Origin of the sequence: Paenibacillus sp. FSL H8-0332 (genome assembly GCF_037963835.1) — a bacterium.
In the GTDB taxonomy this organism is placed as follows: Bacteria; Bacillota; Bacilli; order Paenibacillales; family Paenibacillaceae; genus Paenibacillus_AQ; species Paenibacillus_AQ rhizoplanae.
Map to the genome: position 1 here is coordinate 5,183,318 of NZ_CP150145.1, position 25,820 is coordinate 5,209,137.

The following is a 25,820-nucleotide window of genomic DNA, read 5'->3' on the forward strand; positions in this document are numbered from 1 at the left end:
AGTATATCGCATTTTGAAACTTAAATACAATTAAGAAAAGTTCACTAAATTCACATCATTATCACTGACAATCGGTTTGAAAAAAAGGTCAGGTTGGTATTGTATAAGTAAGACTTGTGAAGGAGTTGCCTTTGCATGAAACCAATTGAGATTCGCTCTATTTTAGAAACAGTTAATCCTTTACGTTTTCACTTAATTAGTGGTGAAAATTACTCCGGAACATTTACTAAAGACGAACAAACTGGGCGCTTGATATCTTAATTAATTTTGGTGTATATCCTTCCACGATGCCCCCATCAAGCCTTCATTATCTTCTCTTTTGGTTTATAATTTATGCTAAGATTAGAACATACGAGTTTTTTTGTATGTTCTAATCTTATTTTTTAGAGGAGATATAATGAAACATAAAAGAATAAGCTTACTTGTTCTGGTTGTAGGTACGCTCTTTGTAGGATTTCTGGCTGTACGTTATTTCGGGTGGACAAACAATCCTGAAAAAGCAACTATGCCTGAACCAAATATTGAAGTTCAAACGAAGATAGTGGAAGGCGTAACTTTTGCCTTACGAAATGCCAATTATGCTGAAAATGAAATAAAGGTTGGTTACGAGGTAAATGGAATTGCTATTATCAAGGACTATAATATAATCTGCAAATTCTATAATAATGGGAAAGATATAACAGATTCAAATACATCTGGCGGGGGATTAGTAAGTTTAGGCGATAAGCATTATTACCTGACAGGCATAGAGAAAGTTAGCAATGATGCTCTGCCCGATCTGCTAAGCTTAACGGTCGAGATAACGGCGGTACCTTCTGATTCCCGCTTAAACCATATTACTGCATCATTTGACTTGTCCTTAAATAAAGAAAAGAATTAAATTCACAGTGTATGAGTGTTCACACTGCATTGAGGAGTAAATATTCTTAGAAATTAACCCCAGGAGATCATCCTGGGGTTTGTTCTGTAGCTTTGTTCATTTGGATACTTTAGCTCTCTCTTTTAAAAGTCCCTCAACCTCACTTACGTATCGCGTCAGCTGCAGACCCTCTCAGTTCGCATTACTTCCGCGTCATGAAAAAAACAGTTTCTTATAACCTCTGCAATAATATTGGTGATGAACAATAAACTTCGTTTGATCATCCTCTCCCAAGACTCGAATGTCGCGTTGTTTCGATTCCAGGCGTAACTAGTTTAAATCCCTTATAATCTGGTCTAGTACGTTCTGCCTTGCAATAAGGCACTCTTTATTGGTTGGGACTCGGTCCGGCTCCAGACGAAACCACACTCACACCTGGGATTAAGATAGCGTTGCCGCTAGAATATCCTTATCTCACTCAAGACCTTGTATGTAGTGCTCATATATTCACTTCCTTTGTTGCTCAATTAAAATTCGTTTCTCAGCTTTAACATCCTTCTTGATTACTTTATCTCCATTCATGTAGTTATCCCAGGAATCAAAAATCATATGTGCATCTGCTTCTATGATATCCTTCACCTTATCGATCTGCCCCGTCTTAAATAAATCCATAATTACAATAAGATCTTTTCTATTATGAAGTTTCACACCGTTATACCCAGCAAGTTCTTCGCATGCAACTGTATATTGATTTGATGCGATCACCATAGCCTTCTTGGCTCGGTAATACCTCATTGAGCTATACACCTCTTGTACAGCACCTAGCCCTACCGAATAGGAATAACGTTTTGCTTGAACTACATTTCGATACCCGTCTCGATCAGTAAAAACTAAATCAGTCCCGAAATCTCTGCTTCCTTGAGTCTTATATGCGTCCTTATATCCCAAGGCCAAAAACAACCGGTATAAGTATTCCTCAAACTCCGAACCATCTGCCATTCGATCAATATCTTTTATTGTAATTTTCAATGGATCAATAATTTCATTATGTGAGTACTGTGGTTTCTTCTTAGACAAAGTAAATAGCACTATACCAGCAACAATGATTACGATAAGTATTGCTGCATTAAAAATCCCAAGCAATTTTAATCCCCCTAAATATCAATTTACCGACATTGAAATCTCCTTCCAATATAAATGATTTGGAACATTATGTATATATAGTTAAAGAAAACTTCCCTTAGCGCAAGAAATACCCTACCAATAATGGCAGGGTACGGCACTTCCGTTATATCTATTTCACTTGACTGCAACAATATGTAGAGGCTATTGACAAACGTTGATCTATTCTAAATTTCATGCACTGATGCTGATGAAGGCTACCCCAAGGCCCACGCATTACGAGTGCGACCCAGCATATATTTATTAGGTTTTCCTGGGGTCTGTTGGGCAATAAATCGCGTGTTTTAAGCGTATAGTTACTTCTAAAGTTTGTTTGATATTTGGTTGTTGTTAGAAGATTGGTCAGAAGTTTTGTTAGAAGAAAAACCGCAACGTAATGCTACCTTAATACCACGTTCCCGCTGGAATAATACTGAGAATTAGGCCAGCGTATCACTTCTTCCTAAGTCTCCTTTTACATGGGCGTCCTTGTGTTTACACGTTTATTATAGACGTCTTTAACCTTCCATTGAAAAGAAGGACGAAGCTAATTGAAAATTTCTTATGCTTGGCTTCTTTAGGCTCCAGCCCATTTTTGCAGGTTTTGCACTCCTTTATATAGGCAGATGCATATACTAAAGTACACACAAAATCGTAAGAGGAGAATGAGTATGTACCATAATTCATGCCATCAGTATCAATTGCATTACCCTATGCATAACAATTGGAATAACAATTGGAATAACAACTATCAGACAAATCAGCCTCAACATTATTATAATTGTTACCCCTATGGAATAATAAACTTAAGAGATTATGGACAATGTCCACTTGTAGTGAATATTGACCAGGTAGCAAAGCAAAACCAAACTTACCGTACCGCTTTATGGACAGGGAAACATTTTCAAGTGACTTTGATGAGTATTAATGTTGGCGATGATATCGGTTTAGAAGTCCATCCGACAACAGATCAATTTATACGTATTGAAGAAGGTCAGGGACTTGTTCAAATGGGCGATAGGAAAGACAATTTAGATTTTCAAGTGATGGCCTACGATGACTATGCAATTATGGTACCTGCTGGAAAATGGCACAATTTAACGAATACAGGAAACAAACCACTTAAACTATATGTTATCTATGCACCGCCTGAGCATCCATATGGTACAGTTCATGAAACAAAAGCAAATGCCATGTTTGCAGAAGGTTAGAACGTTCAGATATAAAAACAATCTTATTTTGTCCTGGCCAGAGCCTGCGGCCAATCTATTCATCTTATCACAGCATACGATTAATTCAGATAAGTTCTGATGCAAATATGGTCAAATCATTACTGAAGGAGAACTAAACCCCACTGAAAAGTTCCTCCATTACAGTATTTACATATCATTGTAAATTACCGATAGTTCGTAAGCGTCAAACAGCCCACACCTTGACACCAAGATGAGGGTTGTTTGACGCTTACTCTTTTATTAATTCATGTTATTATTATACTTCGAGCGCATTATTTTGAATTGGAGGGTAATTTATGAAATGGTTGGCAAAATCACTACTTGTTCTACTTCTAGCTCTTCCACTATGTTATTCCGGGCAAACTTACGCTGAGGGTGCTCCTGTAGAGAAGCCTTTACCACCTGAAAACAAATTTGTACTGGATTGGTCTCTACCCATGTTTGAACAGGGAATGTCGCCGGTTTATTTCGTCTCCAACACCATCTATGTCAATAGCAGGTCAGATGTTTATTACAGTGTCCCTATTACAATCGCCTCGGGAGATACATATTTTATCGGGCATAATAATAAAGACATGGATACACGAAGTATATTTGTTGTAGGCAATAACGGCAAAGTGAAGTGGCGCTATACGCCTCCCGGTAAGCTAAACGCAATGATTCATCCGTTCGTTGACCCCGAAGGTAATGTATATCTGCTGGTTCCTCCAGCCAGGGGTAATGAGAGAAACTACCAGACAATCAGCCTAAGCAATACAGGTAAAGTTCGTTGGTCTACTGCTATTGATGCGCTTGGAGCATATGACTTTATGCTTACGAGCTCAACTTTCGCAGCCTGAAATCGGCAAGTACGCCTTGATGTAATTGGGCAGAGCGGCGATCCAGTGCTGGAGTTGACTTTTAATCATAGCGGATAGCTTTTTGCCGACTTGATTGGCGATCTCGTTCATCAATTCCACCAGTTGTTGTAAAGCTACTGCCCAATCCAAGGTACCCACTTCATCGCAAAGCAAATAAAACAGTCCACCGAGCGTCCGTTGATCGGTACTTTGCCGATGCTGCCAAGCCAGCAGTATATAACGGGAAAAGACAATGGTGGTATGGCTAATGAGCAGATCGTACGAACGACCTTGGAACTCTTTTTGCAGGCGTAGCAAGGATTTCGTGCATTTAAAAAAGACTTCGATATCCCAGCGTAAAGCGTAGATTTGAATGATTTCCGGTGCCGTCAGTGTGAGATCCGTCGATAGAATCGCGAGCCACTCGTTTTTCTTGGAGCGATGGCGAACAAAGACCACAACGACCGGAATACCAGGAACCAGTTCCGTATGAATCTGACGCAAAATATTCCGCTGCTTCCCTTGCACTTGTGTAGCGGATCGGTAAAGACCTTTGAGATCGACCCGCTTGCCATGAACGAGATATCGCTTGTTGTCGTTTTTCACCATGCCAATGACATGAAGACCTCGTTCCACCACTCGCCCGATTAAGGGCGCATGAGTGAACCAGCTATCCATGAGTACGTAAGTCGCAGAAACACCCGAGGCGATGGCCCGATCCAGCAGTTCAGAAACCAGATGTGGGGCCGAAAGAAGAGCTTCTTTTCGGCGTTTGTACCCAGAGGATCGCTTATCGATTTCCGGATGAATACCGGTTAGTCCAGCCTTCACGGAACTGAGCAAGGCGAAGTCCAAAGGGAGAAACGTATGGCCGTCCGACCAGCCTAAAGTCAGCATACGAAATCCCTTATAATAAGCACCGGTGGCGTGATCCTTGAACCGAGCCAGAAGTTCTACGGCTTTGCTGCGATTTCGTTCAAACATGGAATCGTCGACGATGAACACGGAAGTTCGCGTGACGGAGGTCAAGGTTTCGACTCGCTGAACGGTGTCGCTGCTGAGTGAAGTCAAGAAACGCCGCCAAGCAAATTGGCTGTGATTCAGAAACCGGTAGACGGCATCTTTGCCAGGAAACGCTTCACCTTTGGAACTTTCGAGCAGACGAAACCAGTTCTTCTGATGAAAAAGCAAGACAAAAACGAGCATAAATAGATGGGAACAGGTATAACCAAACGTCTTTTTGAATCCTGCTTTTCTCAAGTGCTTCAAGACACCGAGTTCCTGAAAAGCAGGTCTCATTTCAGGTGGGAGTTGATCTAGGGACGACTTTTGTTTTATCATGGAAGGGACACCTCTTCTGTGGTTTAGTGGATCTCGACAATCTCACTTTACCAAAGGAAGCGGTGTTTTTCTATGTTGGCAAGATCGCTACTTAAACCAGCTTCACCTTAACACCGGCTTGGGGTCAACTCAATTTTGACTCTGCGAAAGTTGAGTTACGAGTAACAACAAAGAGCTTATTTTTGCTTCTCTAGATAAAAACCTCAGCCTATCCACCGCCACTGGCAAAATCCAACCCCTTCCTAAAGAGCTGGCGGCTCCTAAGTTTTTCGCCACTGAAAGCAAAAGCTACTACGTATTTCTGGACAACCGGAATAAAAAGACCGTATATGAGGTGTACAATACACAACGTAAGCTGCTGTATAAGGTGAAAGCTGATAATTATGATCCTAATCCTACCAGAGCAAAAACCTCATTGCGAATAATGGATGACAGCTCGCTTCTTATCTTCTCTCATTATTATGACGATACCACGTTAAAGAAATACGATCAAAAAGGAACTTTGCTCTGGAAAAATACTTATCCAAAACAAGTACTAGAAACCCCCAAATTAATGACCAGAGATGGACATATCTATCTGCAATACGAGAACAAAGCTTCCAGGACAGAATATATCGTAGCCTTGAACCCTGCAAACGGCAAAGAAATGTCTAAACTGACCTTCACAGGTTACCTAGACCAAATGCATTTCGGCTCTTTCGAGGCAGCCAATATGCCAGCTTCCAGACTAGAGACAAGGGGAAGTAATAATATGGCTGCACCTGCAGATCTCAATCTCTATGTTAGGGGCAAGGAAACTGGAGATGTTCAATATGATATGTTAAAGCTGGATACTGAGTTGAAAGAGGTTGACCATTATGAGCTGCGCGAGAATTCTTATCTGGATAACTCCTTAGAAAGCACTATTACACAAGCGCTGCCAGGGACAGTATCCAGCAAATTTCATGTTCTTTCCTCCAACAATGACTCCTTCTATGTCTATGTCCATGGTAAAAAAACTGCGGACAGATATCTAATCAAAGCACATAGGGAGCCGGTAAAGACCCTCAACTAGTTCTTCTGATACCCACTCCATAGACTAACGCCCTACATACAATATGGGGACCTGGCTGCATACATGCAGTTAAATTGTTAGCTCAAAAGGAGCTGGAATCAGTGAATTCAGGAACAAGGCTTACCGGACGGGTTATCTACAAAAGGTGATCCGGGCTATGAAAAGGCACGCAAAAATTGGGACCCGCATACCGACAGATTCCCGAAAGTGTTCAAATTTTCGGTATGCACCAAAAAAGGGTCCCTTCTACGGTTACCCAAATTAAAAAATATTTAGGACCCGGGGGAAATCAGTTTTTCTAACATTTCTCCTTTTCCTAGCTCTCTCAACTTTTCGTTCAATTTGTCCCGCCGTTCCTGAAGTTTAATCGGTTGTACAAAAGTAAAATCAAACAAAGCATCAGCACTCCCCCCCCATTGTCATACCGGAATATGATGCAAAATAGTAGTTTTTATAATCTCCGTTATCATAGTAATGACCGAGACTAGGAACACCGCCTGAATCGCGAGCACTCATATCGTTTCCGGCTTCTTCATGCCGATCCTTCTCATTCAATGCCTTCTGCCTGCCTTGAACGATTCTTCTTCCGTTCCTGTTCCGCCACGTATGCCAGGAGGCTAAGGAACTGATCCTCCATAACCTTTCCGAAGTCTCCCATGGTCTTAAACTTTCGGGAATCGAACGGTATCTCGTTATCCAGGCATACAATGTCTGCCCCGATCTCTCGCGTGATATACTTCCACTCCGCAATGATGCCATCATAATCTCTACCTAGCCGATCCAGGGCATCCACATAAACCAGATCACCTTCCCGCAGCATGAGCTGCATCGCCTGGTAACGTGGACGATCAAAATCTTTGCCGCTCTGCTTATCCACAAAACAAACCGTTCCTCAATACCTAATTCCCGGAACTTCAAAAGCTGACGCTCTACATTTTGCTCCTTTGTTGAAACTCTTCCATATGCGATCTTCAATGGTCCCCCTCCTAATAGAACAAACGTCTCAAATGATCCCTTGAATCACTGAGACGTTCCAAAACTGATTTTATGGTCTTTTGCAACGAACTAATAACCAGTTATTCCGCTGTCTCAAAAAGCATGCTTTTTGGAACTGTTCCTTCATTTATATTTAGAAGTCCATTAAGATTCTGGAACTACTTTATAATAAACCGCCTCAATACTCCCCTTAATTGGAAGGACACAGGCTCCAGTTTTTTTAGACTGGAAATTATTTTTCTGGCCTGATCCCCCTCTATTTCTTCAAGTGTTGTATAACATTCAAACCGTTTTCCCATACCGTAATTCCCGTATACACAGCGATCTTTATTTCAATCACTCCTCGGTTATTATGATGTTGTCTTTGCCAGCGTAAGTAACACGAGCGATTTTATTGTCTGCATCTTTTATCTTCACGGTGTACCTATCGACTAGCTTGATTTCCAGTAACTCCGTTACGAAACTTGCTTCCAGCAATTTCAGAATATAAAACTGCTCTAAGGTTTCAGCTTTGATCATCTCGAATTCTCCCTTTGCTTTATGTGTTTACTGATCAGTGTCTTCGGACTGCGTAACTACTACAACGTATCCCTTACACTTGCTACTGGATTGTCCTTCGCAATCTGCTCAATTTTGCTGTCCAGTTCCTATCATGCTGCCTTTTTGCCGATTTGGGATACTGATCCCTTTTGTTCACAGTTCATTCATTAAACTAGGCAAATGCCCTAAGCATTCCGCTCTTGTACTTACATATTTATACATGTACTTAAATTAATAGAAAAAAGGAGTTTTATTAATGAACTATTATTATGGGAATATCCCCCCGCGTGTACCTTATACACCCGTTGGTTGTGTTGGAAAATGGACCTTAATAGAAATGAATAATGGAGCAGTATTTCCAATGCTTATTTCAATTGCAGATCCTGCGGGAATGACTGTAGGGCAAATACCTCCATCTATGTCAACAACATCATTTCCTTCAAGCTCAATTAAAAATTCTGTTTGTCTATAACTAGAGTTTAATTAGAGGCACCAAGAAATCATTTTCTTAGTGCCTCTTGTCTTTAATGGCTTATACAAAAATATTCCCTGCTGCGTATTCTGCGTCAACCATACATCAAATCGGTCCTATTGAAACGTCTGTTTATAATCCTTGGAATCGAATTTACCCGTTTTCCGATCAACAGCGACCAGGCCGATATCCGTATGAAAAACATGGCATCGATCATTCGAATGTGCATAATGGACTTCTTTATAATCTGCCTTCGTTAATACACGACACAGAATCATTTGTTCAACCAGCCCCAGCTGCATAATTCACCTCCTCATCCGTTGACTTTTCGCAATCTAGCGCAAAACCTCAAAGTGCAAATTCACCGCGCGATTATCAAATTGCCGGACTGCTGCTGCGATAACTGCACGTATCGTGCATACTTCCGGGGGCTTACCTTCCCAGCCTCGATCATAGTTGGCCAGACGTTTACTGAACTCTTTTTGCCGATTCGGATACACGGTCAACCGACTGATTCGACCTTCGGATATCCCATACGAGGATGGCTCAGAGAATACATGTGCTTGTACATAGAGACCTTGCACCTCTCCTTCAAAGACGTCCCCTGCGTACAGGGGACGTTTGTGTTCCAGTGGCATTATTGTTTATCTCCTTTTTCAAAAGATGAGCATACGTACATTTGAGATAAGCATCCTCATGTACAAATCTGAGCATTTGCGCAGCATTGAATACGGGACAATCAGATTTCATGCGACTCATCCTTTCTGTCCTTGAGTTGAAATCCATTCGAATCCTGAACAATCTCTAGATAATCCGCAGGGACTGGGCTAGTAAAATAAGAGCAGTTTTCTTCACCTGATAATACTTCGCTCGGTACCAATTGAATTTGTTCATGAGGTATTCGTCTAACTCTTCCTCCCGGCAAAAATACTTTGCTTGAATCAGCAGCTGCCACTTGTGATATCATTCATGACTCCTCAGAAAGCTACATAACGAATCAAGCCAACTTACATATTCGCGCTTATTACAATTGGGATGGCGACTGCCATACGGAATCGGGGTTACTGGCTGAAGACATCATGAGTAAGGTGTCCATGCGGAGTAAGGTAAATGCAAACGAACAGAAAGAAATGCAGTTCTGGACCATTGAAGAATTCACTCAATTTCTGTAATCCTCGAAGCATCATGTTCATTACATTGCCTTTTCATTAGCCATATATACTGGAATGCGGCGAGGTGAAATTCTGGGGCTGCGGTGGAAAGATATCGACTTTGAGAAGAAAGAGCTGAAGGTTATTCAGACAGCGAATTGGACACGGGATGGCTTGGTGATCCAGCGGGTCAAGCTCTTTCAGAATATTATTGACGATCTTCAGAGCGCTATTCACAAATCGAAGCCTACAAGAAGGATTACGGGGAAGCCTACGAGGACAAGGACCTGGTATGCTGTTATCCCGTAGGAGGTTATATTAAGCCGAAGCAAATCACAGAGGTAAATCCGAAGGTTGCCGCCGAACGCCTGGGCATGACTCCAGCGATGTTTAATGAGAGGTACTCCCATCTGTTACCAATCATGCAAGAAGAGGCCGTTGACAGAATTGAAAATGAACTCAATAAATTCGCAGAAAAGCAGCTTCAACCTGGGGAATGAAAGTCTCCGTTAGCAAATCCGTTAGCAAGCTTAAAAATATGGCCTTTCCCCAATCAAACATATTCGTTACAACGAGTCTATTAACAGCAAAAAACCCTTACTAGGTAAGGGTTTCAGTGAAGTGGGCCCTACAGGACTCGAACCTGTGACCAATCGGTTATGAGCCGACCGCTCTAACCAACTGAGCTAAGGGCCCGGACTAGGATATCCGTATTATACGAGTGCTGTCCGGTGTAATAAGGTAATTGCGGGGGCAGGATTTGAACCTGCGGCCTTCGGGTTATGAGCCCGACGAGCTACCGGGCTGCTCCACCCCGCGTCAGTTAATAATTATTCAAACAGCGACAATAGATAATATACAATATATCCATGGATAAAGTCAAGGATGATTTTGGTTTTTATAGCTAAGGCAGAAAACGAACTCCATAACGCCCCTTGCGCGAACGGTATATTTCCACAAAACTCGGATCATGATAGCCATAGATCCAGCCGTCCTGCTCCAGTCTTTTGGCAAGGCAGCCCGCTTGAAATCTGGTCCTGAATAACTTGGCAAAATAGATCCAATTCATGATACCCTCTTCTCCTTCATCACAATAATATTATGTCCCGGTGCTATTTATCATGCCCAGTTTTGCAAGAAAATTAGAGGATTGCTTCGCGGAGCGGATGGCAATTTCTGCCCGTATTTAGGTGACTGGTTGAAGGATAACGCTTGGATATTGGAGTGTGCAGCTAATTAGGGGCTGTGGAGATAATGAGCAGTTGAGGGGAAACAGTTGGATTTTGTACACTTGCTTGACTGGAAATCGTCTCTTCAAAGGAAATAATTGCATTTAGGTCATCTAATTCTGGCGGTATCTGCGTTGAGCCCAAAAACAAATTAATTAAAGCAATAAAAAAGAAGCCCATCCCCCAGCATAGGGGGACAAAGCTTCTCCTCATCTTCTCATTCTCTACGCTTACCTATTCTCTACGTACCCTCAACCGATCCTCTGCTTCTTCTCCTAAGCCCTACACGCCGAACGTAGCAGGGTCCTGGCGCCAGGATTGCAGCAGCGCTACATCGCTCTCAGCAATCTTGCCTTGAGCCAGCGCAACATCGATGAGTGTGCTGTAGTTGGACAGGCTCTGGAGCGGAAGCTGTGCAGCGGCGAATGCTTCTACCGCGCGGTCCAGCTCGTAGCTGAAGATGGCCAGGACGGCCAGCGGGAGGCCGCCTGCTTCCTGTACGGCCTGCGCGGCCTTGATGGAGCTGCCGCCGGTGGAGATCAGGTCCTCGATCACAACGACCTTCTGGCCGGGCGTGATCAGTCCTTCGATCTGGTTCTGCTTGCCGTGGCCCTTGGCTTTGTCCCGGATGTAAGCCATCGGGAGACCGAGCTTATCGGCCACCCAGGCCGCATGCGGGATACCGGCGGTTGCTGTCCCGGCAATCACCTCGGCGTCCGGGTAGCTGGTTCTGATCAGCTCTGCGAAGGCCTCCGCAATGTAGTTGCGGACAGCCGGGAAGGCCATGGTCAGACGGTTGTCGCAGTAGATCGGCGATTTGATACCGGAGGTCCAGGTGAACGGCTCCTGCGGGCGCAGGGCTACGGCTCCGATCTCCAGCAGATGACTTGCGACCTGTTCACTTCGATTCTCTAATATGCTCATGCTTGGCTCATCTCCTCAATAATAGTCAGTGCTGCCGCACGCGGATCTGCCGCTGCTGTAATCGGCCGGCCCACTACCAGGTAGTGGCTGCCTTGGCGGATGGCTTGTCCGGGCGTCATTACCCGGGACTGGTCGTCCAGGGACGCCCCGGCAGGCCGGATGCCCGGGGTAACTGTACGGAACTCTGGTCCGCAAGCTTCGGCAATCACCACGGACTCCTGCGGGGATGCTACAACTCCATGCAAGCCAGCCTCCGCTGCAAGCTTGGCGTACCGTACCACCGCATCAGTCACCGTTCCGGCTATGCCGATTTCGCGGTTCATTACTTCCTGGCTGGTGCTGGTAAGCTGGGTTACCGCGATAATCAGCGGCAGTTGCAGCGCTGGCTGAAGGCTGACGGCCCGGGCTGCCCCTTCCACCGCAGCAGCCATCATGGCAGCTCCTCCGGCGGCATGTACATTGAACATATCCACGCCGAGCTGGGTCAAGCTCTCCGCCCCGCCCCGAACGGTGTTGGGGATATCATGCATTTTGACATCGAGGAATACCGAATATCCTCGTTCCTTCAGCTCCCGGATGAAGTCAGGACCAGCTGCATAGAACAGCTGCATGCCCACCTTCATATAACAGGGGATGCCTTCGAGCTGTTCGATCAGCGCCCGCGCCTGGTCTGCATTCGGGTAATCCAGGGCGACCATCAGCCTTCCGGCCATTTCCTTACGCTTTTCTGCTTGTAGGGTGTTATCAGGTTCGTGTTGTTGCTGCTCTGCTGTCCCGTCCATTCGCTTACCTTCTTTCCTGGTCAAAGTGGTCTCCTAACCAACCCTTTCAAGGTCCCGGGCATAGGGGAACGGTCTGCGTTAACGCAAACCGTCCCTGTAGCAGCCTGTTACAGCTGCCTAACCCTCTATCTTATTGTCCGACAAAAGCAGGCATCGGCTGGGACGAGAAGTTAATCGTCTGCAGCATTCTCAGCAGCGCCGTTACCGTATCGAGCGAGGTCATACATACGACGCCGTTCTCTACCGCTTCACGGCGGATGCGGAATCCGTCACGCTCAGGCGTTTTGCCCTTGGTCAGTGTATTGAAGACGAAGTTCGCTTGACCGCCGCGGATCAGATCCAGAATGGTCGGCTCACCCTCATCCAGCTTGTTAACGTTCATGACGTTCAGCCCGGCCTGCTCCAGGGCCGCTGCCGTACCGCCGGTGGCGATGATTTTGTAGCCCATGGCATGGAAGCCCTTCATCAGTTCAACCGCTTCAGCCTTGTCTTTGTCGGCTACGGTTACGATGATCGCGCCGGTAGCTGGAATCTTCATGCCTGCGCCGATCAGGCCTTTGTAGAGCGCCTTGGCGTACAGCTTGTCGCGGCCCATGACTTCACCGGTAGATTTCATCTCCGGTCCGAGCGTAGGCTCTACTCTGCGCAGCTTGGCAAAAGAGAACACCGGCACTTTTACCGACACATAATCGCTCTCCGGCCATAAGCCTTCCGTATACCCATCTTCCTTCAGCTTGCCGCCAAGGATGATCTTGGTTGCCAGATTCGCCATCGGGATGCCGGTCACCTTGCTCAGGAACGGAACCGTACGCGAGGAGCGCGGGTTAACCTCAATGACATACACTTCATTCTGATAAATGACGAACTGGATGTTGACCAGTCCGATGGTCTTCAGTTCCTTGGCGATCTTAATGGTGATCTCGGAAATTTTCTGCTTCAGGCCCTCATCCAGATATTGCGGCGGGTAGACTGCGATGGAGTCACCGGAGTGAACCCCTGCGCGTTCCACATGCTCCATAATGCCCGGAATGACAACCGTCTCTCCGTCGCAGATAGCGTCCACTTCCACTTCCTTACCCAGCATATAGCGGTCGATCAGCACCGGATGTTCCGGATTGACTTTTACCGCTTCAACCATGTAGCTCAGCAGCTCTGTGTCGTTGTAGACAATCTCCATGGCGCGTCCGCCCAGGACATACGATGGACGAACCAGCACCGGATAACCGAGTGACTGCGCCGTTTCGACGGCTTCATCGATGTTGATTACGGTCTTGCCTTTAGGTTGTGCGATATTCAGACGGGCCAGCAGCGCTTCGAACTTCTTGCGGTTCTCGGCTTCATCGATGCTCGCAAGGCTGGTACCCAGTATATTCACACCTGCAGCAGCAAGCGGTGCAGCCAGGTTAATCGCGGTCTGTCCGCCGAACTGTACGATAACTCCGATCGGATTCTCCTGGGCAATTACGTTCATGACATCCTCGAAGAACAGCGGTTCAAAGTACAAGCGGTCAGAGGTATTGAAATCCGTAGATACGGTCTCTGGATTATTATTGATAATGACGGCTTCATAGCCAGCCTTCTGGATGGCCCATACCGCATGTACCGTGGAGTAGTCGAACTCAATTCCCTGGCCGATACGGATCGGACCGGAGCCGAGTACAATGACCTTCTGCTTATCGGAATGAATGACCTCATTCTCTGTCTCATAGGTAGAGTAATAGTATGGCGTTGAAGCCTCAAATTCTGCGGCGCAGGTATCGACCATTTTGAAGACCGGAACCAGCCCTTGCTGCAGACGCAGCACACGCACTTCCGACTCCTTGGTGAATGCCCCGCCTGGACGGCCTTCGGCACGGATCTCGGCAATCGCCCGGTCTGTGAAGCCCTTACGCTTGGCCTGATACAGTATGTCAGCAGACAGTGTCTCTTCGGCACGGATCTCGTCCTCGAAGCTCACGAGCCCTTCGATCTTGGAGAGGAACCACCAGTCCACATTCGTAATATCCTGAATCTCCTGCAGCTCATAGCCGCGGCGGAAGGCTTCCGCGATCAGGAACAGACGCTCATCATCCGGCTTGGCAAGTCTATAGCGCAGCACACTCTCTTCAAGCAGCTCCGCTCCCGGCAAGCGGAAACGGTGGACACCGATCTCCAGTGACCGGATGGCCTTGTGAATCGACTCTTCAAAGGTACGGCCGATCGCCATCACTTCACCGGTCGCCTTCATCTGTGTACCCAGCTTGCGGTTCGCCGAGATGAACTTGTCGAACGGCCAGCGCGGGATTTTGCTGACGATATAATCCAGTGTAGGCTCGAAGCAGGCGTAGGTCTGGCCGGTCACCGGATTGACGATTTCATCCAGCGTATAACCGAGGGCAATCTTGGCCGCCATCTTGGCAATCGGATAACCGGTCGCCTTCGACGCCAGCGCCGAGGAGCGGCTTACGCGCGGATTCACTTCAATCACATAGTACTGATAGCTCTGCGGATCTAATGCGAACTGAACGTTACAGCCGCCTTCAATATTCAGCGCGCGGATAATCTTCAGTGAAGCACTCCGCAGCATCTGATATTCACGGTCGGACAGCGTCTGGCTCGGTGCCACAACGATACTGTCGCCCGTATGTACGCCAACCGGATCAAAGTTCTCCATGTTGCAGACTACGATACAGTTGTCGTTCGCATCACGCATAACTTCATATTCGACTTCCTTCATACCGGCGATGCTCTTCTCGACCAGACATTGGCCGATCGGGCTGTAACGGATACCCGCCTTGACGGTCTCGCGCAGCTCTTCTTCGTTGTCACAGATCCCGCCCCCGGTTCCGCCCAGCGTGTAGGCAGGACGAACGATCAGCGGATAGCCGATTCCGGAAGCGAAGCCCATAGCTTCTTCCACACTGGTGATGATCGCGCTCTCCGGCACCGGCTGATCCAGCTCACGCATCAGCTCGCGGAACAAATCGCGGTCTTCTGCTTTCTCGATGGATTCGAGCTGGGTCCCCAGCAGCTTCACGTTCTCCTTCTCCAGGACTCCGGCACGGGCCAGTTCAACAGCCATGTTCAGTCCGGTCTGTCCGCCGAGTGTCGGCAGCAGTCCGTCCGGACGCTCCTGACGGATAATGCCAGTCACGAATTCCAGCGTGATCGGCTCGATGTATACTTTGTCCGCCATATTGGTATCGGTCATAATCGTCGCCGGGTTGCTGTTGATCAGCACGACCTCGACGCCTTCTTCTTTAAGGGCCTGGCAGGCCTGTGTGCCTGCATAGTCGAATTCGGCAGCTTGACCAATAACGATCGGGCCGGAGCCGATAACCAGAATTTTTTTGAGTTTATTGTTCTTAGGCATGTTATAGAGCTCCTTTCACGGCTTCAAGCTGGGGTGCGGATGATTTCGGTGCCGTGATTCTGGCATTCGCTGCAAGCTGCGCCTGACGCGATCCGGCCGGCCGCTGTGCCTTGTGGTCTGCGATCAGCTGCAGGAAGCGGTCAAACAGATAACTGCTGTCATGCGGCCCCGGTGCCGCTTCCGGATGGTACTGCACCGAAAAAGCGGGGTAGCGGGTATGCTTCAGTCCTTCAACGGTCTTGTCATTATTATTAATATGGGTAACTTCCAGGTCTGTGCTGGCAACCGATTCCTCGTTCACCGTGAACCCATGGTTCTGGGAGGTAATGAAGCAGCGTCCGCTCTCCAGCTCCTTCACCGGATGGTTCCCGCCGCGATGGCCGAACTTAAGCTTCTCCGTATCGGCGCCGCAAGCCAGTGCGAACAGCTGGTGTCCCAGGCAGATGCCGAAGATCGGGTATTCGCCGAGCAGCTCGGAGATCGTCTGTACCGCATAAGGCACATCCTTCGGGTCTCCAGGGCCGTTCGAGAGCTGAATGCCGTCAGGGTTCAGGCGGCGGATCTCGTCTGCGGTGACATCATGAGGCACAACCACTACATCGCAGCCGCGGCTGTTCAGCTCGCGCAGGATGCCTGTCTTCGCGCCGTAATCGACCAGCACGATGCGTTCTTTGGTGCCCGGGCTGCTGTAGGCTGCTGTAGTTGAGGTACGTGCCACCTGATTGCGTAGCTCTTCAATGGTAGTGTCACCCATCATCTCCATCAGTTCTTCCACACGCTTGTTAGAAGTGGTGAGGATCGCCTTCATGGTGCCGTAGTGGCGGATAATGCGGGTAAGCATACGGGTATCAATCTCGCTGATGCCGGGAATATCATATTCCTTCAGCAGATCGTCCACACTGTATTCAGCACGCCAGTTGCTGGGTACGGATTCGTGGCGCCGCACCACAAAGCCGTGTACAAAAGGGCGCACGGACTCGAAGTCATCACGCGTAATCCCGTAATTCCCGATCAGCGGATACGTCATGGTGACGATCTGGCCGCAGTACGAAGGGTCCGATAGTACCTCCTGATAGCCTGTAATTCCTGTGTTAAAAACAACCTCGCCCGTCTTCTCGCCCTCCGCGCCAAATGCGGTGCCTGTAAACAGTGTTCCGTCCTGAAGCAGCAATCTCGCCTGCATGCCTTCCACTCCTTCTTGTTTCTGTAGTCTGATTCTTATGTCACAGCCATGCAGCCTGGCTGCATGGGCTACTGCTTACTTCTGTTAAGCCTCACTCCATACGGCTCTGCCGTCTACCCAGGTCTTCACCGGCCAGCCCTTAAGCTTCCATCCGGTAAAAGGTGTATTGCGACCCTTGCTCGCAAAAGTTGCAGGATCTACTGCCTTCTCTTCATTCAAGTCAATCAGGGTCAGATCGGCAGGCGCCCCTACTGTAAGGCTGCCTGTATTCAGTCTGAACACCCGGGCCGGATCAGCGGTCATCCGCTGGACCAGCAGGGACAGATCCCATTTGCCTGTGGCCACAAAAGCGGTATACAGCAGCGGGAAGGCCGTCTCAAAGCCCACGATGCCAAACGGTGCAAGCTGCATGCCTTTGGCTTTCTCTTCCTCGCTGTGCGGGGCATGGTCGGTCACGATGATATCCAGCGTGCCGTCCAGCAGCCCTTCGATGCAGGCTTCTACGTCGCGGCGCGAGCGCAGCGGCGGGTTCATTTTCCAATTGGCGTCCATGCCCGGAATATCTTCCTCTGAGAGCAGCAGATGATGCGGGCATACCTCAGCGGTCACCTTAATGCCGATTTGCTTCGCCTGGCGGATCAGCCGGACCGATTGCTCGGTGCTGACATGACACACATGATAGTGAACACCCGTTGCTTCAGACAGCAGAATGTCACGGCCTACATGAATTGCTTCCGACTCATTCGGAATTCCCTTCAGGCCATGCTTGTCGGCAAAAGTGCCTTCGGCTACCGGCGCTCCTTCTACCAGCGAGTTATCCTCACAGTGGGCAATCACCGGCATATCCAGTCCCTTCGCCAGCTTCATCGCATCCTTCATCATCTGCGCACTCTGCACGCCTACACCGTCATCGGTGAAACCAATCGCTCCCGCTTCCTTCAATGCCGCAAAATCCGTCAGCTCACGTCCCAGCTCATTCTTGGTAATGGCCGCGTAAGGCAGCACCTTCACCAGTCCCGCTTCGCGCGCCTTATCCTTCACCAGCTGTACGATCTCGGCACTGTCAGTTACCGGGCGTGTGTTCGGCATACAGGCTATGGTCGTGAATCCGCCCTTGGCCGCCGAACGCGCACCCGTCTCAATGGTTTCCTTATGCTCGAAGCCCGGCTCACGCAGGTGCACATGCATATCGATCAGTCCCGGAATCAGCAGCTTACCATCCGCTTCAACGCTCTCGCCGGCTTCCTCTACCGCCTCGGCGGCATCCTGAATCTTCGAGATAACTCCGTCCTGCACAACAATATGCTTGCGCTCCAGCACGCCTTCTTCGTTCAGTACACTGGCATTTTTGATGATCACGGTTAGGATTCTCCTTTGTGCCTTCCGGCCGCAGCCGTAAGCTCTGTAGTTATTATATAATAAAAATTCATCTTTGTGTATATTTATTAATTCTCTTATGTGAGGTTTTTTTCTGCTGCGCTACTGTAGCGCCCGCTCCATGACAGCCATCCGTACCGGCACTCCGTTCGCCATCTGCGGGAAAATCCGGGACTGGCTGCTCTCCACCACCGCATCGTCGATCTCCACATTGCGGTTGACCGGCGCCGGGTGCATGATGATTGTTGACGGGTCCAGCCTGGACGCCCGTTCCTCTGTCAGTCCGAAGTACTCCCGGTACTGCTCAGCCGATAAAATAATGCCCGAAGCATGCCGCTCCAGCTGCACTCTCAGCATCATGACCACATCCGCTTTCAGCGCTTCTTCCATAGACACGTATGGAGCGTAGGCCGCAAGCTCCGGAGCCTGCATATTCGCCGGTGCGCAGAACTGCACGCTTGCCCCCAGTTTCGTGAGTGCCCAGAGGTTGGACCGTGCTACCCGGCTGTGCATAATATCCCCGATAATCGAGACCTTCAGGCCCTTCAGTCCGTTAAAATGCTTGCGCATCGTGTACAGGTCCAGCAGCGCCTGCGTCGGATGCTCGTTGTTGCCGTCCCCTGCATTGATGAGTGGAATGCCTACCTTCTCGGCAAGCTGCTGCAGCACCCCGGCAGGCTTCAGCCGGACCACTCCGGCATCGATACCCATTGACTCCAGTGTGCGCACTGTATCATAGATTGACTCGCCCTTCTCGACACTAGAGGCCGCAGCCGTGAAGTTCAGCACTTGAACGCCGAGGCGTTTCTCGGCCATCTCGAAGGAAAAGCGGGTTCTTGTACTATTCTCGAAGAACATATTGGCAACAAAATGGGCTCTCAGCACCGGCGTGAGCTTCTCGCTCTGTTGATCCCAGTACGCTGTTCTGTCTAACAGCTGGTTAATCTCCGACCCCGCCAGCTCCTTCATCCCCAGCAGACTGCGTTCCTTCACTTTGGTTGCCGTCATCATTGTTATCGTTCCTCCCGGTTTGAAATAATGTACACTTCGTCCTTGCCGTCATATTCGCTCAGGGACACTTCAATCTGCTCATGCCTGGAGGTGGGTACGTTCTTGCCGATATAGTCGGGGCGGATGGGCAGCTCGCGGTGACCGCGGTCAGCCAGTACAGCCAGCTGGATCATCCGGGGCCGTCCGCAATCCATCAGCGCATCCATTGCCGCGCGGATCGTTCTTCCGGTGTACAGTACATCGTCGAACAGGATCACTTTCTTGTCCCGGGTGCCGCTGGTGCCGGGAGGCAGGATCAGGTTGCTGTTCACAACCGTCTTGTCCATCGCTTCCCGGTTATCCCCGCCGCCTTCGCGGTCATCGCGGTAATGGGTAATGTCCAGCTCCCCGTAAGGGATGTCCACGCCCTCGATTTCCTTAATGCGCTCCGCGATCCGCTGAGCCAGGTAGATCCCCCGGGTCCGGATGCCGACCAGCAGGCAATTCTCGATACCCTTGTTTTTCTCCAAAATCTCATGTGCAATGCGTGACAGTGCCCGGCGAATCGCCGTTTCGTCCATAATGACATTTTTTTCAGTAACCATCCTCTTTGCCATCCCCCTGCTTGATCGCCTGTTCAAGTTCCCCGGATAAACCAAAAACTCCTTGCCCAAAGCAGGCAAGGAGTGAAATCCGCAGATTCAAAAAGATGGCGTGTCCGCGCGCATAAAAAGACCCTCCGTACTCATACGGATTCCTTCTTTCATGACGCGAACCTCGATTCACGTTACCTTGCCAGCCTCACGGGACTGAATTAAAGGCGCTATTCAACTATAGGGAATTATGACAGATGGATGGGGGGATGTCAAATTATATTCGGGAGTGTGGGGGGGCAGCGGCTGCTAGAGGGTGGGATACATTTAGGTGAGGGGCGCGGCTGCGGTGATTTTGGACTTTCGGTCGCTGTTGTCTCCAGATTTATTTGAATTAACCGCTTAGCGGATTAAATCTGGAGACAAAGGCGAACGCTATCGCTCCTGCAGTTCCAAAATCCCCTCCGCCGCTTCCACCTAAACGGTGCAGGACAAGGGCTTGCCATCCCCCCTTGGGAGGGGGCAGGCTGGGGGGGCACTATGGCGCTGCGCTGATCGTGCGGACTACACAACTGCAGAATGCAGGAATTGCACTAACGGCACAAGACACCGCATCAGCGGCAATATGCCGGCTCATTTAAAAAAAGTAACCGCCACAATCAAACTTAGTAACAACACGGGAATACCGTAGACAATCATGTATCCTATATATTTCACGGGTCCGGGAAGGCTGGTGAGATCAACTCGCCGAAAAGGCCCCCCGCCTTCGATCAGTTGCTGAGGCAGCAATTGTTCATCAATATAACCGGTACTGCCTTCAGCAATATCAGCTTTCTTATGGGTTTCAGCATGTGAGGGCGTTGTGTTCATCTTCTCTCTCCTAATGGAAAAATAATCGTCGTACAAAAATCCATAGCCCAAGAGTCTAATTATTAGTTCTCATATTATACATTTTTTTACACGGGCGATCCACCCTAATTTCGTTCCAGCCCCTGCTCTGTTATGATAAAACTGGAATGGAACTGGAGGCGAAGAAAATCATGAATGTGGAGTTTATTACTATAGAAGAGTGGGATGAAGCGTGGTGGGGACGGATGGAGCAGATCTACCATGATGCTTTTCCCAGCGGAGCTAAGACAGAAGCGATTCTGCGGAGTATGCTGAACCGGAGGATTGGATACTTACATGCTGGGGTGCATCAGGGGGTGGTTGTTGCCATGGCGGTTACCGGTGTGGCGGGACAAGCTGCGGATAAAGTGCTGATTATTGATTACCTGGCAGTCGATAACGAATCGCGCGGAACAGGGACGGGAACCTGGATGCTGGAGCAGATTAAAGCTTGGGCGGTACAGGAGCATAACATCCGGGGAATTATCATCGAAGCTGAATCTGGTGCTACGGAGTCGCACAAGGAACGTATTCATTTCTGGGAGCGGAACGGGTTCGTCCTGACCTCCTATGTGCATCAATATCGAATGGTACCGGAGCCTTATCAGGCTATGATGCTGCCACTGGGTGAACCGGGGAATGTGCCGGATGATGGTGAAGCGCTGTTCCGCTATATCAATGCTTTTCATAAGGTGGCTTACCGGAAAGGTTAGGCGGCACTGCTTCCCTAATGTTGCACATTATGCAGGAATTCTTCCGCTCATGTGTGCTGTTGGGCCAATTGTTGCAGTTTTTGCAGGATTCATGCCAAATATTTATCATCACCGAATGGATTGTTGTAAAAAGTGCAGGATTTGTGTATCCGGGCTTGGTTTGAGCGGTGCAAGGCTGCAATTTGTGCAACAAATTTGGGCCGGGCAGGGTCAGGGGGGCGGGGCGATCACTATGTAGATAGACGGCGGCAAAAAAAACCGCCGCAGATTCCTCTACAGCGGCATTCCATTCAAACCAAAACTTAAAATTCAAATTCAACGTCGCTCAGACGTCTTTGGATTTCGGAGATGACACGCTTCTCCTCTTCCTCGCCCTTGGCTACGAAGGTCACGGAGAAACGCACGAACGCGCCGGCATCATCCCAAGGCACGGTGGAGATGAGCTTCTCGCGGATCAGGAACTGTGAGAAATCCTCGCCGGATTCGAAGCGGCGTCCGCCCTTGACGCCCTTAGGTGCAGCTACATACAGGAAGAAGGAACCCTTCGGCTTCTCGGCCTTGAAGCCCAGGCTGTTCAGTGCATCCACCAGCATGTTGTGGCGGCGGGAGTATTTGGCGGCAATCGCTTCGGTAATCTCAGGATGAGAGAGACCGAACGCGGCAGCTTTTTGAATCGCGATGAACTGGCCGGAATCATTGTTGTCCTTCACATCACTGAACGCCTTCACAATCAGCGGATTGCCGGCCACGAAGCCGATTCTCCAGCCGGTCATGTTGTAGGACTTGGACAGGGAGTGCAGCTCAACGCCGACATCCTTGGCACCAGGCACGGACAGGAAGCTCAGCGGCTTCACGCCGTCATAAGTCAATGCAGCATAAGGAGCGTCATGGATTACGACTACATCATATTTTTTGGCCCAGGCCACTACTTCGCTGAAGAACTCAGGTGTAGCACTTGCACCAGTAGGGTTATTCGGATAGTTGAGATAGAGCAGCTTCGCCTTGCGGGCTACGTCTTCAGGAATGGAGTTCAGGTCAGGCAGGAAGTTGTTCTCCTTCTTCAGCTCCACGGAGTAGACTTGTCCTCCCAGATACTTGGTATGGGTGCCCAGCACCGGATAACCCGGAATGGTCATGATCGTGATATCGCCCGGATTAATGAAGACGGATGGCAGCATAGCCAACGCAGGCTTAGAGCCGATTGAATGCACGATTTCTGTTACAGGGTCAATTCCGTCCACCTGAAAAACTTCCTTAAGGTACACAGCCGCTGCGTCCTTAAATTCAGGAATACCGTTATCGGAGTAGCCGCGGTTCTCTTCCTTGGCCGCTTCCAGCGCAAGTCTGGACACGATGCCTTCATCCGCCATTTCGTCCGGCTCGCCGACGCCCATGTCAATCAGTTCAATGTTCGGAAAATCCTGCTTCGCCGAGGCTTTGGCGCGTTTGATTTTCTCGAATTTGTAGATGGAGGTGTCCTTGCCGTATCCTTCACCGCCGATGCGGTCTGCAAAATTCGTCTGAATGAATGTAGCCTGATAGTGTTCAATACTCATAATCTTCTACTCATCTCCTGGGCCTATGTTGTGAACCTATACTCTAAATATGACGCAAATCCGGCCGCTGTTCCATGGATTTATAATCTATTGATTTGTACTTATCTGCTGCGCAGCGTAAATAGAAGTTCTTCCATATCCGCCGGAATCGGCGCACTGAACTCCTTGTACTCGCCTGTAGAAGGATGTACAAATCCGAGTACCGCTGCATGCAGGGCTTGTCCGTTCATAGTAGTTCCCTTGCTGCGCCCGTAGATCGGATCACCCACCAGCGGATGGCCGATGAACTTCATGTGAACACGGATCTGATGCGTGCGTCCTGTCTCAAGCTGCAGCTCCAGCAGTGTGCAGTCACCAAACCGCTCCAGCACGGTAAAATGCGTCACGGAGCGCTTGCTGTTCTTCTCGGTTACGGTATACAGCTTACGGTCATGCGGATCACGGCCGATTGGTGCATCTACGGTCCCCTTGTCATGAGACAGATTGCCGTGCACCACTGCGATATAGCGGCGGGTCACGCTGTGCTCCTTAAGCTGGGCGGACAGCGAAGCATGACTGGCGTCATTCTTGGCTGCCATAATCAGACCGGAGGTATCCTTGTCGATCCGGTGGACAATGCCTGGACGAATCTCGCCGTTAATGCCGGACAGGTCCTTGCAATGATACATCAGCGCATTGACCAGGGTGCCGGAGGGATGTCCCACTGCCGGATGCACGACCATGCCGCGTACCTTGTTCACCACTATCACATCGCTGTCCTCATAAGCCACTTCCAGCGGAATATCCTGTGCAATCAGGTCCGTAACCTCGGGTTCCGGCACCGTAACCGTTACTTTATCGCCTTCGTTCAGCTTATAGTTCGCTTTAACCGGCGCGCCGTTAACCACTACATGGCCGCTGCTGATCCATAGCTGAACCTGGGAGCGCGAGATCTCGTCTTCCATGGCCTCTGTAACGTATTTATCAATCCGCTCCCGCGCATTGCCCTCGGCAACGATCCATTCGGTGACGTCTCTTTCTTCCTCGAGGGCGCCAGAATCCGCCAGCTCTTTGACGTCTTTGTTCAAATCATTCATTCCCTTCTTTGACTTCCTGTGATTCCTTCACCTCGGTGACTTCCTGTTCGCCCTTCACTTCCAGCAGCGTGTCCAGAATAATCAGCCCCACCCCGACCACGATACAGGAATCGGCCACGTTGAAGATCGGGAACGTATAGCTTCCGAAATTGAACATGAGGAAATCCACAACCTCACCGCTTAGAATCCGGTCCAGGAAGTTGCCGATTGCTCCGCCAAGGACAAGCGCCAGTGCGGTTGGCAGCAGCTTGCGGGTCTTGCGGGCCTTGTTCAGGTACCAGACGATTCCGCATACAACGACTACCGTAATCACAATGAAGAACCACTGCTGCCCCTCCAGAATTCCGAAGGCGGCTCCACGATTGCGGTGCGACGTAATAATGAAGAAATCCTTGATTACCGGAATTTGCTCTGCGAGCTCCAGCCGGGTGGCAATCAGATATTTGGTACCCTGGTCAATCACAAATACAATTAGCGCAATCAGAAAGTACACCACAGAAGTTGTCACTCCGTTCTTATTTTTCCCGCGGCTTCGCGGTACGAATACTGTATAAAGACTTGTATATTGTAGCACAGGCCTCAAGATACCGTCCATGGCATGGTCATACGGATCTGTAAAGTCAGGGCACTATTTGCCATCGCTAAAAAAGGGCCCCGGAGGCCAAGCTATCTATACAAGCGGAAACGGTTTTGCCGTCTTTTTAAAGGACGGTACCGTTTCAGCGATTAGCTACCGAAAGGAGCTCACAGCAATGAGCCATCTTACATCACAGCAGCTCTCCGGGCTGCGTACTGCTCTCCTGCAGCAGCAGGAGGATATCAAGCACAGGCTGAGTAACAGCGGACAATATGGACTGCAGGAGTCTATGCGGGATAACACTGGAGAGCTGTCCGAAATCGACAATCATCCCGGCGATGCCGCCACAGAGCTGTATAACCGCTCCATGGATATCTCCCTGCTGGAGCGCGATGAGCATGAGCTGGACGATATTGAATCAGCACTGCGGGCGATGGACGAAGGAACCTATGGCATCTGCATCGCCAGCGGCGAACCCATTCCCTATGAGCGCCTGGCCGCCCTTCCCTCCACCCGCTTCACCAAGGAGCACGCCCCCCGCCAGAGCGCTCCATTCACCCGGCCGGCCGAGGAGGAGCTGCTGTCTCCGCCGTTTGGCCGCACCAGCCTGGATGAGCGGGACGATCAGAACGGCTTCGATGGCGAGGATGCCTGGCAGATCGTGGAGAGCTGGGGCAATTCGGATTCCCCTGCGATGGCTGAAGGCAGCAACATCGGCTCTTACAATGACATGGAGATCGAAGCGGACGAAACCGAGGGCTTCGTGGAGCCCTGGGAGAATTTCGTCGCCACCGACATCACCGGCAACCATCTGACGATCATCAAAGGCAACAGCTACCGCCATTACATGGACGACGGGGAAGGCGACTACCTGCTGGACCCGACCCGAAAAGAACGGAAGTAGCACAGCTGACACAGCAATTTAGTACAAACCA

Annotated in this window: 26 protein-coding genes, 2 tRNA genes and 2 pseudogenes; 10 read left to right on the top strand and 20 right to left on the bottom strand. The window is 49.3% G+C overall.

Annotated elements, in window-relative coordinates; translation table 11 throughout:
* Positions 1-135: 135 nt before the first annotated feature.
* The gene (locus NST43_RS22345) at positions 136-261 is read left to right on the top strand and encodes a hypothetical protein (protein WP_339219478.1); all 126 of its coding nucleotides are present in this window, start codon (positions 136-138) and stop codon (positions 259-261) included.
* Positions 262-397: 136 nt separating this feature from the next.
* Positions 398-880, top strand: coding sequence for a hypothetical protein (locus NST43_RS22350; protein ID WP_339219480.1), 483 nt, complete (start codon positions 398-400; stop codon positions 878-880).
* A 486-nt stretch (positions 881-1,366) separates the two neighbouring features.
* On the opposite strand, the gene NST43_RS22355 is transcribed toward NST43_RS22350, so the two are convergent.
* On the bottom strand, positions 1,367-1,936 hold the full coding sequence (locus tag NST43_RS22355; RefSeq protein WP_339225503.1) for a restriction endonuclease: 570 nt from the start codon (positions 1,934-1,936) through the stop codon (positions 1,367-1,369).
* 755 nt (positions 1,937-2,691) lie between these two features.
* On the opposite strand from NST43_RS22355, the gene NST43_RS22360 reads away from it, so the two are divergent.
* Together NST43_RS22360 and NST43_RS22365 are read left to right on the top strand one after the other, a co-directional pair.
* Positions 2,692-3,231, top strand: a complete 540-nt coding sequence (locus tag NST43_RS22360; protein WP_339225504.1) for a cupin domain-containing protein — start codon at positions 2,692-2,694, stop codon at positions 3,229-3,231.
* A gap of 317 nt (positions 3,232-3,548) precedes the next feature.
* Positions 3,549-4,091, top strand: a complete 543-nt coding sequence (locus NST43_RS22365; protein ID WP_339219481.1) for a hypothetical protein — start codon at positions 3,549-3,551, stop codon at positions 4,089-4,091.
* On the opposite strand, the gene NST43_RS22370 is transcribed toward NST43_RS22365, so the two are convergent.
* A complete protein-coding gene (locus NST43_RS22370) occupies positions 4,074-5,432 on the bottom strand; it encodes a transposase (protein ID WP_339219482.1) in 1,359 nt (452 codons plus the stop codon). The two genes, NST43_RS22365 and NST43_RS22370, sit on opposite strands and share 18 nt — an antisense overlap.
* 334 nt (positions 5,433-5,766) lie before the next feature.
* Here NST43_RS22370 and NST43_RS22375 point away from each other — a divergent pair, with 334 nt between their 5' ends.
* The gene (locus NST43_RS22375; protein WP_339219483.1) at positions 5,767-6,486 is read left to right on the top strand and encodes a hypothetical protein; all 720 of its coding nucleotides are present in this window, start codon (positions 5,767-5,769) and stop codon (positions 6,484-6,486) included.
* 101 nt (positions 6,487-6,587) lie between these two features.
* Positions 6,588-6,708, top strand: a pseudogene (locus NST43_RS22380) (hypothetical protein); the annotation flags it as partial.
* A 331-nt stretch (positions 6,709-7,039) separates the two neighbouring features.
* Here the strand turns inward: NST43_RS22380 and NST43_RS22385 are convergent.
* Positions 7,040-7,461 (bottom strand): annotated as a pseudogene (locus NST43_RS22385) (recombinase family protein); the annotation flags it as partial.
* A 357-nt stretch (positions 7,462-7,818) separates the two neighbouring features.
* Entirely contained in the window at positions 7,819-8,001 is a 183-nt protein-coding gene (locus tag NST43_RS22390) for a hypothetical protein (protein ID WP_339219485.1), read from the bottom strand.
* 277 nt (positions 8,002-8,278) lie between these two features.
* Between NST43_RS22390 and NST43_RS22395 the strand changes: the two genes are divergently transcribed.
* Positions 8,279-8,494 (top strand): hypothetical protein, encoded by a 216-nt coding sequence (locus NST43_RS22395; RefSeq protein WP_339219487.1) that lies wholly within the window; start codon positions 8,279-8,281, stop codon positions 8,492-8,494.
* A 116-nt stretch (positions 8,495-8,610) separates the two neighbouring features.
* Here the strand turns inward: NST43_RS22395 and NST43_RS22400 are convergent, their stop codons facing one another.
* A complete protein-coding gene (locus NST43_RS22400) occupies positions 8,611-8,796 on the bottom strand; it encodes a hypothetical protein (RefSeq protein WP_339219488.1) in 186 nt (61 codons plus the stop codon).
* A gap of 437 nt (positions 8,797-9,233) precedes the next feature.
* A complete protein-coding gene (locus NST43_RS22405) occupies positions 9,234-9,461 on the bottom strand; it encodes a hypothetical protein (protein WP_209988560.1) in 228 nt (75 codons plus the stop codon).
* Positions 9,462-9,720: 259 nt separating this feature from the next.
* Between NST43_RS22405 and NST43_RS22410 the strand changes: the two genes are divergently transcribed.
* Positions 9,721-9,954 carry a hypothetical protein gene (locus tag NST43_RS22410; RefSeq protein WP_339219490.1) on the top strand — a complete coding sequence of 78 codons (234 nt, stop codon included), beginning with the start codon at positions 9,721-9,723 and terminating at the stop codon, positions 9,952-9,954.
* A gap of 313 nt (positions 9,955-10,267) precedes the next feature.
* On the opposite strand, the gene NST43_RS22415 is transcribed toward NST43_RS22410, so the two are convergent.
* From NST43_RS22415 to NST43_RS22465, 11 genes are all read right to left on the bottom strand, one after another.
* Positions 10,268-10,341: transfer RNA gene (locus NST43_RS22415), tRNA-Ile, on the bottom strand.
* Positions 10,342-10,390: 49 nt separating this feature from the next.
* A tRNA-Met gene (locus tag NST43_RS22420) sits at positions 10,391-10,464 on the bottom strand.
* A gap of 85 nt (positions 10,465-10,549) precedes the next feature.
* The gene (locus NST43_RS22425) at positions 10,550-10,714 is read right to left on the bottom strand and encodes a hypothetical protein (RefSeq protein WP_167347621.1); all 165 of its coding nucleotides are present in this window, start codon (positions 10,712-10,714) and stop codon (positions 10,550-10,552) included.
* Between the two features lie 442 nt (positions 10,715-11,156).
* Positions 11,157-11,798 carry an orotate phosphoribosyltransferase gene (gene pyrE, locus NST43_RS22430; protein WP_339219491.1) on the bottom strand — a complete coding sequence of 214 codons (642 nt, stop codon included), beginning with the start codon at positions 11,796-11,798 and terminating at the stop codon, positions 11,157-11,159.
* Positions 11,795-12,511, bottom strand: coding sequence for an orotidine-5'-phosphate decarboxylase (gene pyrF, locus NST43_RS22435; RefSeq protein WP_339225505.1), 717 nt, complete (start codon positions 12,509-12,511; stop codon positions 11,795-11,797). Before pyrF ends, pyrE begins: the two co-directional genes overlap by 4 nt.
* Positions 12,512-12,710: 199 nt before the next feature.
* Positions 12,711-15,932 (bottom strand): carbamoyl-phosphate synthase large subunit, encoded by a 3,222-nt coding sequence (carB, locus tag NST43_RS22440; protein WP_339219492.1) that lies wholly within the window; start codon positions 15,930-15,932, stop codon positions 12,711-12,713.
* 1 nt (position 15,933) lies between these two features.
* Positions 15,934-17,115: a glutamine-hydrolyzing carbamoyl-phosphate synthase small subunit gene (gene carA, locus NST43_RS22445; protein ID WP_339219493.1), complete on the bottom strand. Its 1,182-nt coding sequence runs from the start codon at positions 17,113-17,115 to the stop codon at positions 15,934-15,936.
* Positions 17,116-17,199: 84 nt separating this feature from the next.
* Positions 17,200-18,483, bottom strand: coding sequence for a dihydroorotase (locus NST43_RS22450; protein WP_339225506.1), 1,284 nt, complete (start codon positions 18,481-18,483; stop codon positions 17,200-17,202).
* Between the two features lie 111 nt (positions 18,484-18,594).
* The gene (locus tag NST43_RS22455; RefSeq protein WP_339219494.1) at positions 18,595-19,503 is read right to left on the bottom strand and encodes an aspartate carbamoyltransferase catalytic subunit; all 909 of its coding nucleotides are present in this window, start codon (positions 19,501-19,503) and stop codon (positions 18,595-18,597) included.
* Positions 19,504-19,505: 2 nt separating this feature from the next.
* The gene (gene pyrR / locus NST43_RS22460) at positions 19,506-20,087 is read right to left on the bottom strand and encodes a bifunctional pyr operon transcriptional regulator/uracil phosphoribosyltransferase PyrR (protein WP_209988099.1); all 582 of its coding nucleotides are present in this window, start codon (positions 20,085-20,087) and stop codon (positions 19,506-19,508) included.
* Between the two features lie 621 nt (positions 20,088-20,708).
* The gene (locus NST43_RS22465; RefSeq protein ID WP_339219496.1) at positions 20,709-20,945 is read right to left on the bottom strand and encodes a hypothetical protein; all 237 of its coding nucleotides are present in this window, start codon (positions 20,943-20,945) and stop codon (positions 20,709-20,711) included.
* A 170-nt stretch (positions 20,946-21,115) separates the two neighbouring features.
* On the opposite strand from NST43_RS22465, the gene NST43_RS22470 reads away from it, so the two are divergent.
* Positions 21,116-21,676 (top strand): GNAT family N-acetyltransferase, encoded by a 561-nt coding sequence (locus tag NST43_RS22470; protein ID WP_339219498.1) that lies wholly within the window; start codon positions 21,116-21,118, stop codon positions 21,674-21,676.
* Between the two features lie 302 nt (positions 21,677-21,978).
* Here the strand turns inward: NST43_RS22470 and NST43_RS22475 are convergent, their stop codons facing one another.
* From NST43_RS22475 to lspA, 3 genes are all read right to left on the bottom strand, one after another.
* The gene (locus NST43_RS22475; RefSeq protein ID WP_209988074.1) at positions 21,979-23,232 is read right to left on the bottom strand and encodes an LL-diaminopimelate aminotransferase; all 1,254 of its coding nucleotides are present in this window, start codon (positions 23,230-23,232) and stop codon (positions 21,979-21,981) included.
* 101 nt (positions 23,233-23,333) lie between these two features.
* Positions 23,334-24,308, bottom strand: a complete 975-nt coding sequence (locus NST43_RS22480) for an RluA family pseudouridine synthase (RefSeq protein ID WP_209988072.1) — start codon at positions 24,306-24,308, stop codon at positions 23,334-23,336.
* A complete protein-coding gene (lspA, locus tag NST43_RS22485) occupies positions 24,301-24,804 on the bottom strand; it encodes a signal peptidase II (RefSeq protein WP_339219500.1) in 504 nt (167 codons plus the stop codon). The genes NST43_RS22480 and lspA overlap by 8 nt, the downstream gene beginning before the upstream one ends.
* 256 nt (positions 24,805-25,060) lie before the next feature.
* Between lspA and NST43_RS22490 the strand changes: the two genes are divergently transcribed.
* Positions 25,061-25,789 (top strand): TraR/DksA C4-type zinc finger protein, encoded by a 729-nt coding sequence (locus NST43_RS22490; RefSeq protein ID WP_339219502.1) that lies wholly within the window; start codon positions 25,061-25,063, stop codon positions 25,787-25,789.
* The last annotated feature ends 31 nt before the right edge of the window (positions 25,790-25,820 follow it).

Excerpts from the sequence above, each read along its gene's own strand:
- NST43_RS22390 (WP_339219485.1), bottom strand. The coding sequence starts at position 8,001 with ATGATCAAAGCTGAAACCTTAGAGCAGTTTTATATTCTGAAATTGCTG.
- NST43_RS22400 (WP_339219488.1), bottom strand. The coding sequence starts at position 8,796 with ATGCAGCTGGGGCTGGTTGAACAAATGATTCTGTGTCGTGTATTAACG.
- NST43_RS22365 (WP_339219481.1), top strand. The coding sequence starts at position 3,549 with ATGAAATGGTTGGCAAAATCACTACTTGTTCTACTTCTAGCTCTTCCA.
- NST43_RS22475 (WP_209988074.1), bottom strand. The coding sequence starts at position 23,232 with ATGAGTATTGAACACTATCAGGCTACATTCATTCAGACGAATTTTGCA.
- NST43_RS22410 (WP_339219490.1), top strand. The coding sequence starts at position 9,721 with ATGCGGCGAGGTGAAATTCTGGGGCTGCGGTGGAAAGATATCGACTTT.
- NST43_RS22465 (WP_339219496.1), bottom strand. The coding sequence starts at position 20,945 with ATGAACACAACGCCCTCACATGCTGAAACCCATAAGAAAGCTGATATT.
- NST43_RS22360 (WP_339225504.1), top strand. The coding sequence starts at position 2,692 with ATGTACCATAATTCATGCCATCAGTATCAATTGCATTACCCTATGCAT.
- pyrE (WP_339219491.1), bottom strand. The coding sequence starts at position 11,798 with ATGAGCATATTAGAGAATCGAAGTGAACAGGTCGCAAGTCATCTGCTG.
- pyrF (WP_339225505.1), bottom strand. The coding sequence starts at position 12,511 with ATGGCCGGAAGGCTGATGGTCGCCCTGGATTACCCGAATGCAGACCAG.
- NST43_RS22480 (WP_209988072.1), bottom strand. The coding sequence starts at position 24,308 with ATGAATGATTTGAACAAAGACGTCAAAGAGCTGGCGGATTCTGGCGCC.
- NST43_RS22405 (WP_209988560.1), bottom strand. The coding sequence starts at position 9,461 with ATGATATCACAAGTGGCAGCTGCTGATTCAAGCAAAGTATTTTTGCCG.
- pyrR (WP_209988099.1), bottom strand. The coding sequence starts at position 20,087 with ATGGTTACTGAAAAAAATGTCATTATGGACGAAACGGCGATTCGCCGG.
- NST43_RS22350 (WP_339219480.1), top strand. The coding sequence starts at position 398 with ATGAAACATAAAAGAATAAGCTTACTTGTTCTGGTTGTAGGTACGCTC.
- NST43_RS22370 (WP_339219482.1), bottom strand. The coding sequence starts at position 5,432 with ATGATAAAACAAAAGTCGTCCCTAGATCAACTCCCACCTGAAATGAGA.
- NST43_RS22425 (WP_167347621.1), bottom strand. The coding sequence starts at position 10,714 with ATGAATTGGATCTATTTTGCCAAGTTATTCAGGACCAGATTTCAAGCG.
- NST43_RS22345 (WP_339219478.1), top strand. The coding sequence starts at position 136 with ATGAAACCAATTGAGATTCGCTCTATTTTAGAAACAGTTAATCCTTTA.
- NST43_RS22490 (WP_339219502.1), top strand. The coding sequence starts at position 25,061 with ATGAGCCATCTTACATCACAGCAGCTCTCCGGGCTGCGTACTGCTCTC.
- NST43_RS22395 (WP_339219487.1), top strand. The coding sequence starts at position 8,279 with ATGAACTATTATTATGGGAATATCCCCCCGCGTGTACCTTATACACCC.
- carA (WP_339219493.1), bottom strand. The coding sequence starts at position 17,115 with ATGCAGGCGAGATTGCTGCTTCAGGACGGAACACTGTTTACAGGCACC.
- carB (WP_339219492.1), bottom strand. The coding sequence starts at position 15,932 with ATGCCTAAGAACAATAAACTCAAAAAAATTCTGGTTATCGGCTCCGGC.
- NST43_RS22455 (WP_339219494.1), bottom strand. The coding sequence starts at position 19,503 with ATGATGACGGCAACCAAAGTGAAGGAACGCAGTCTGCTGGGGATGAAG.
- NST43_RS22470 (WP_339219498.1), top strand. The coding sequence starts at position 21,116 with ATGAATGTGGAGTTTATTACTATAGAAGAGTGGGATGAAGCGTGGTGG.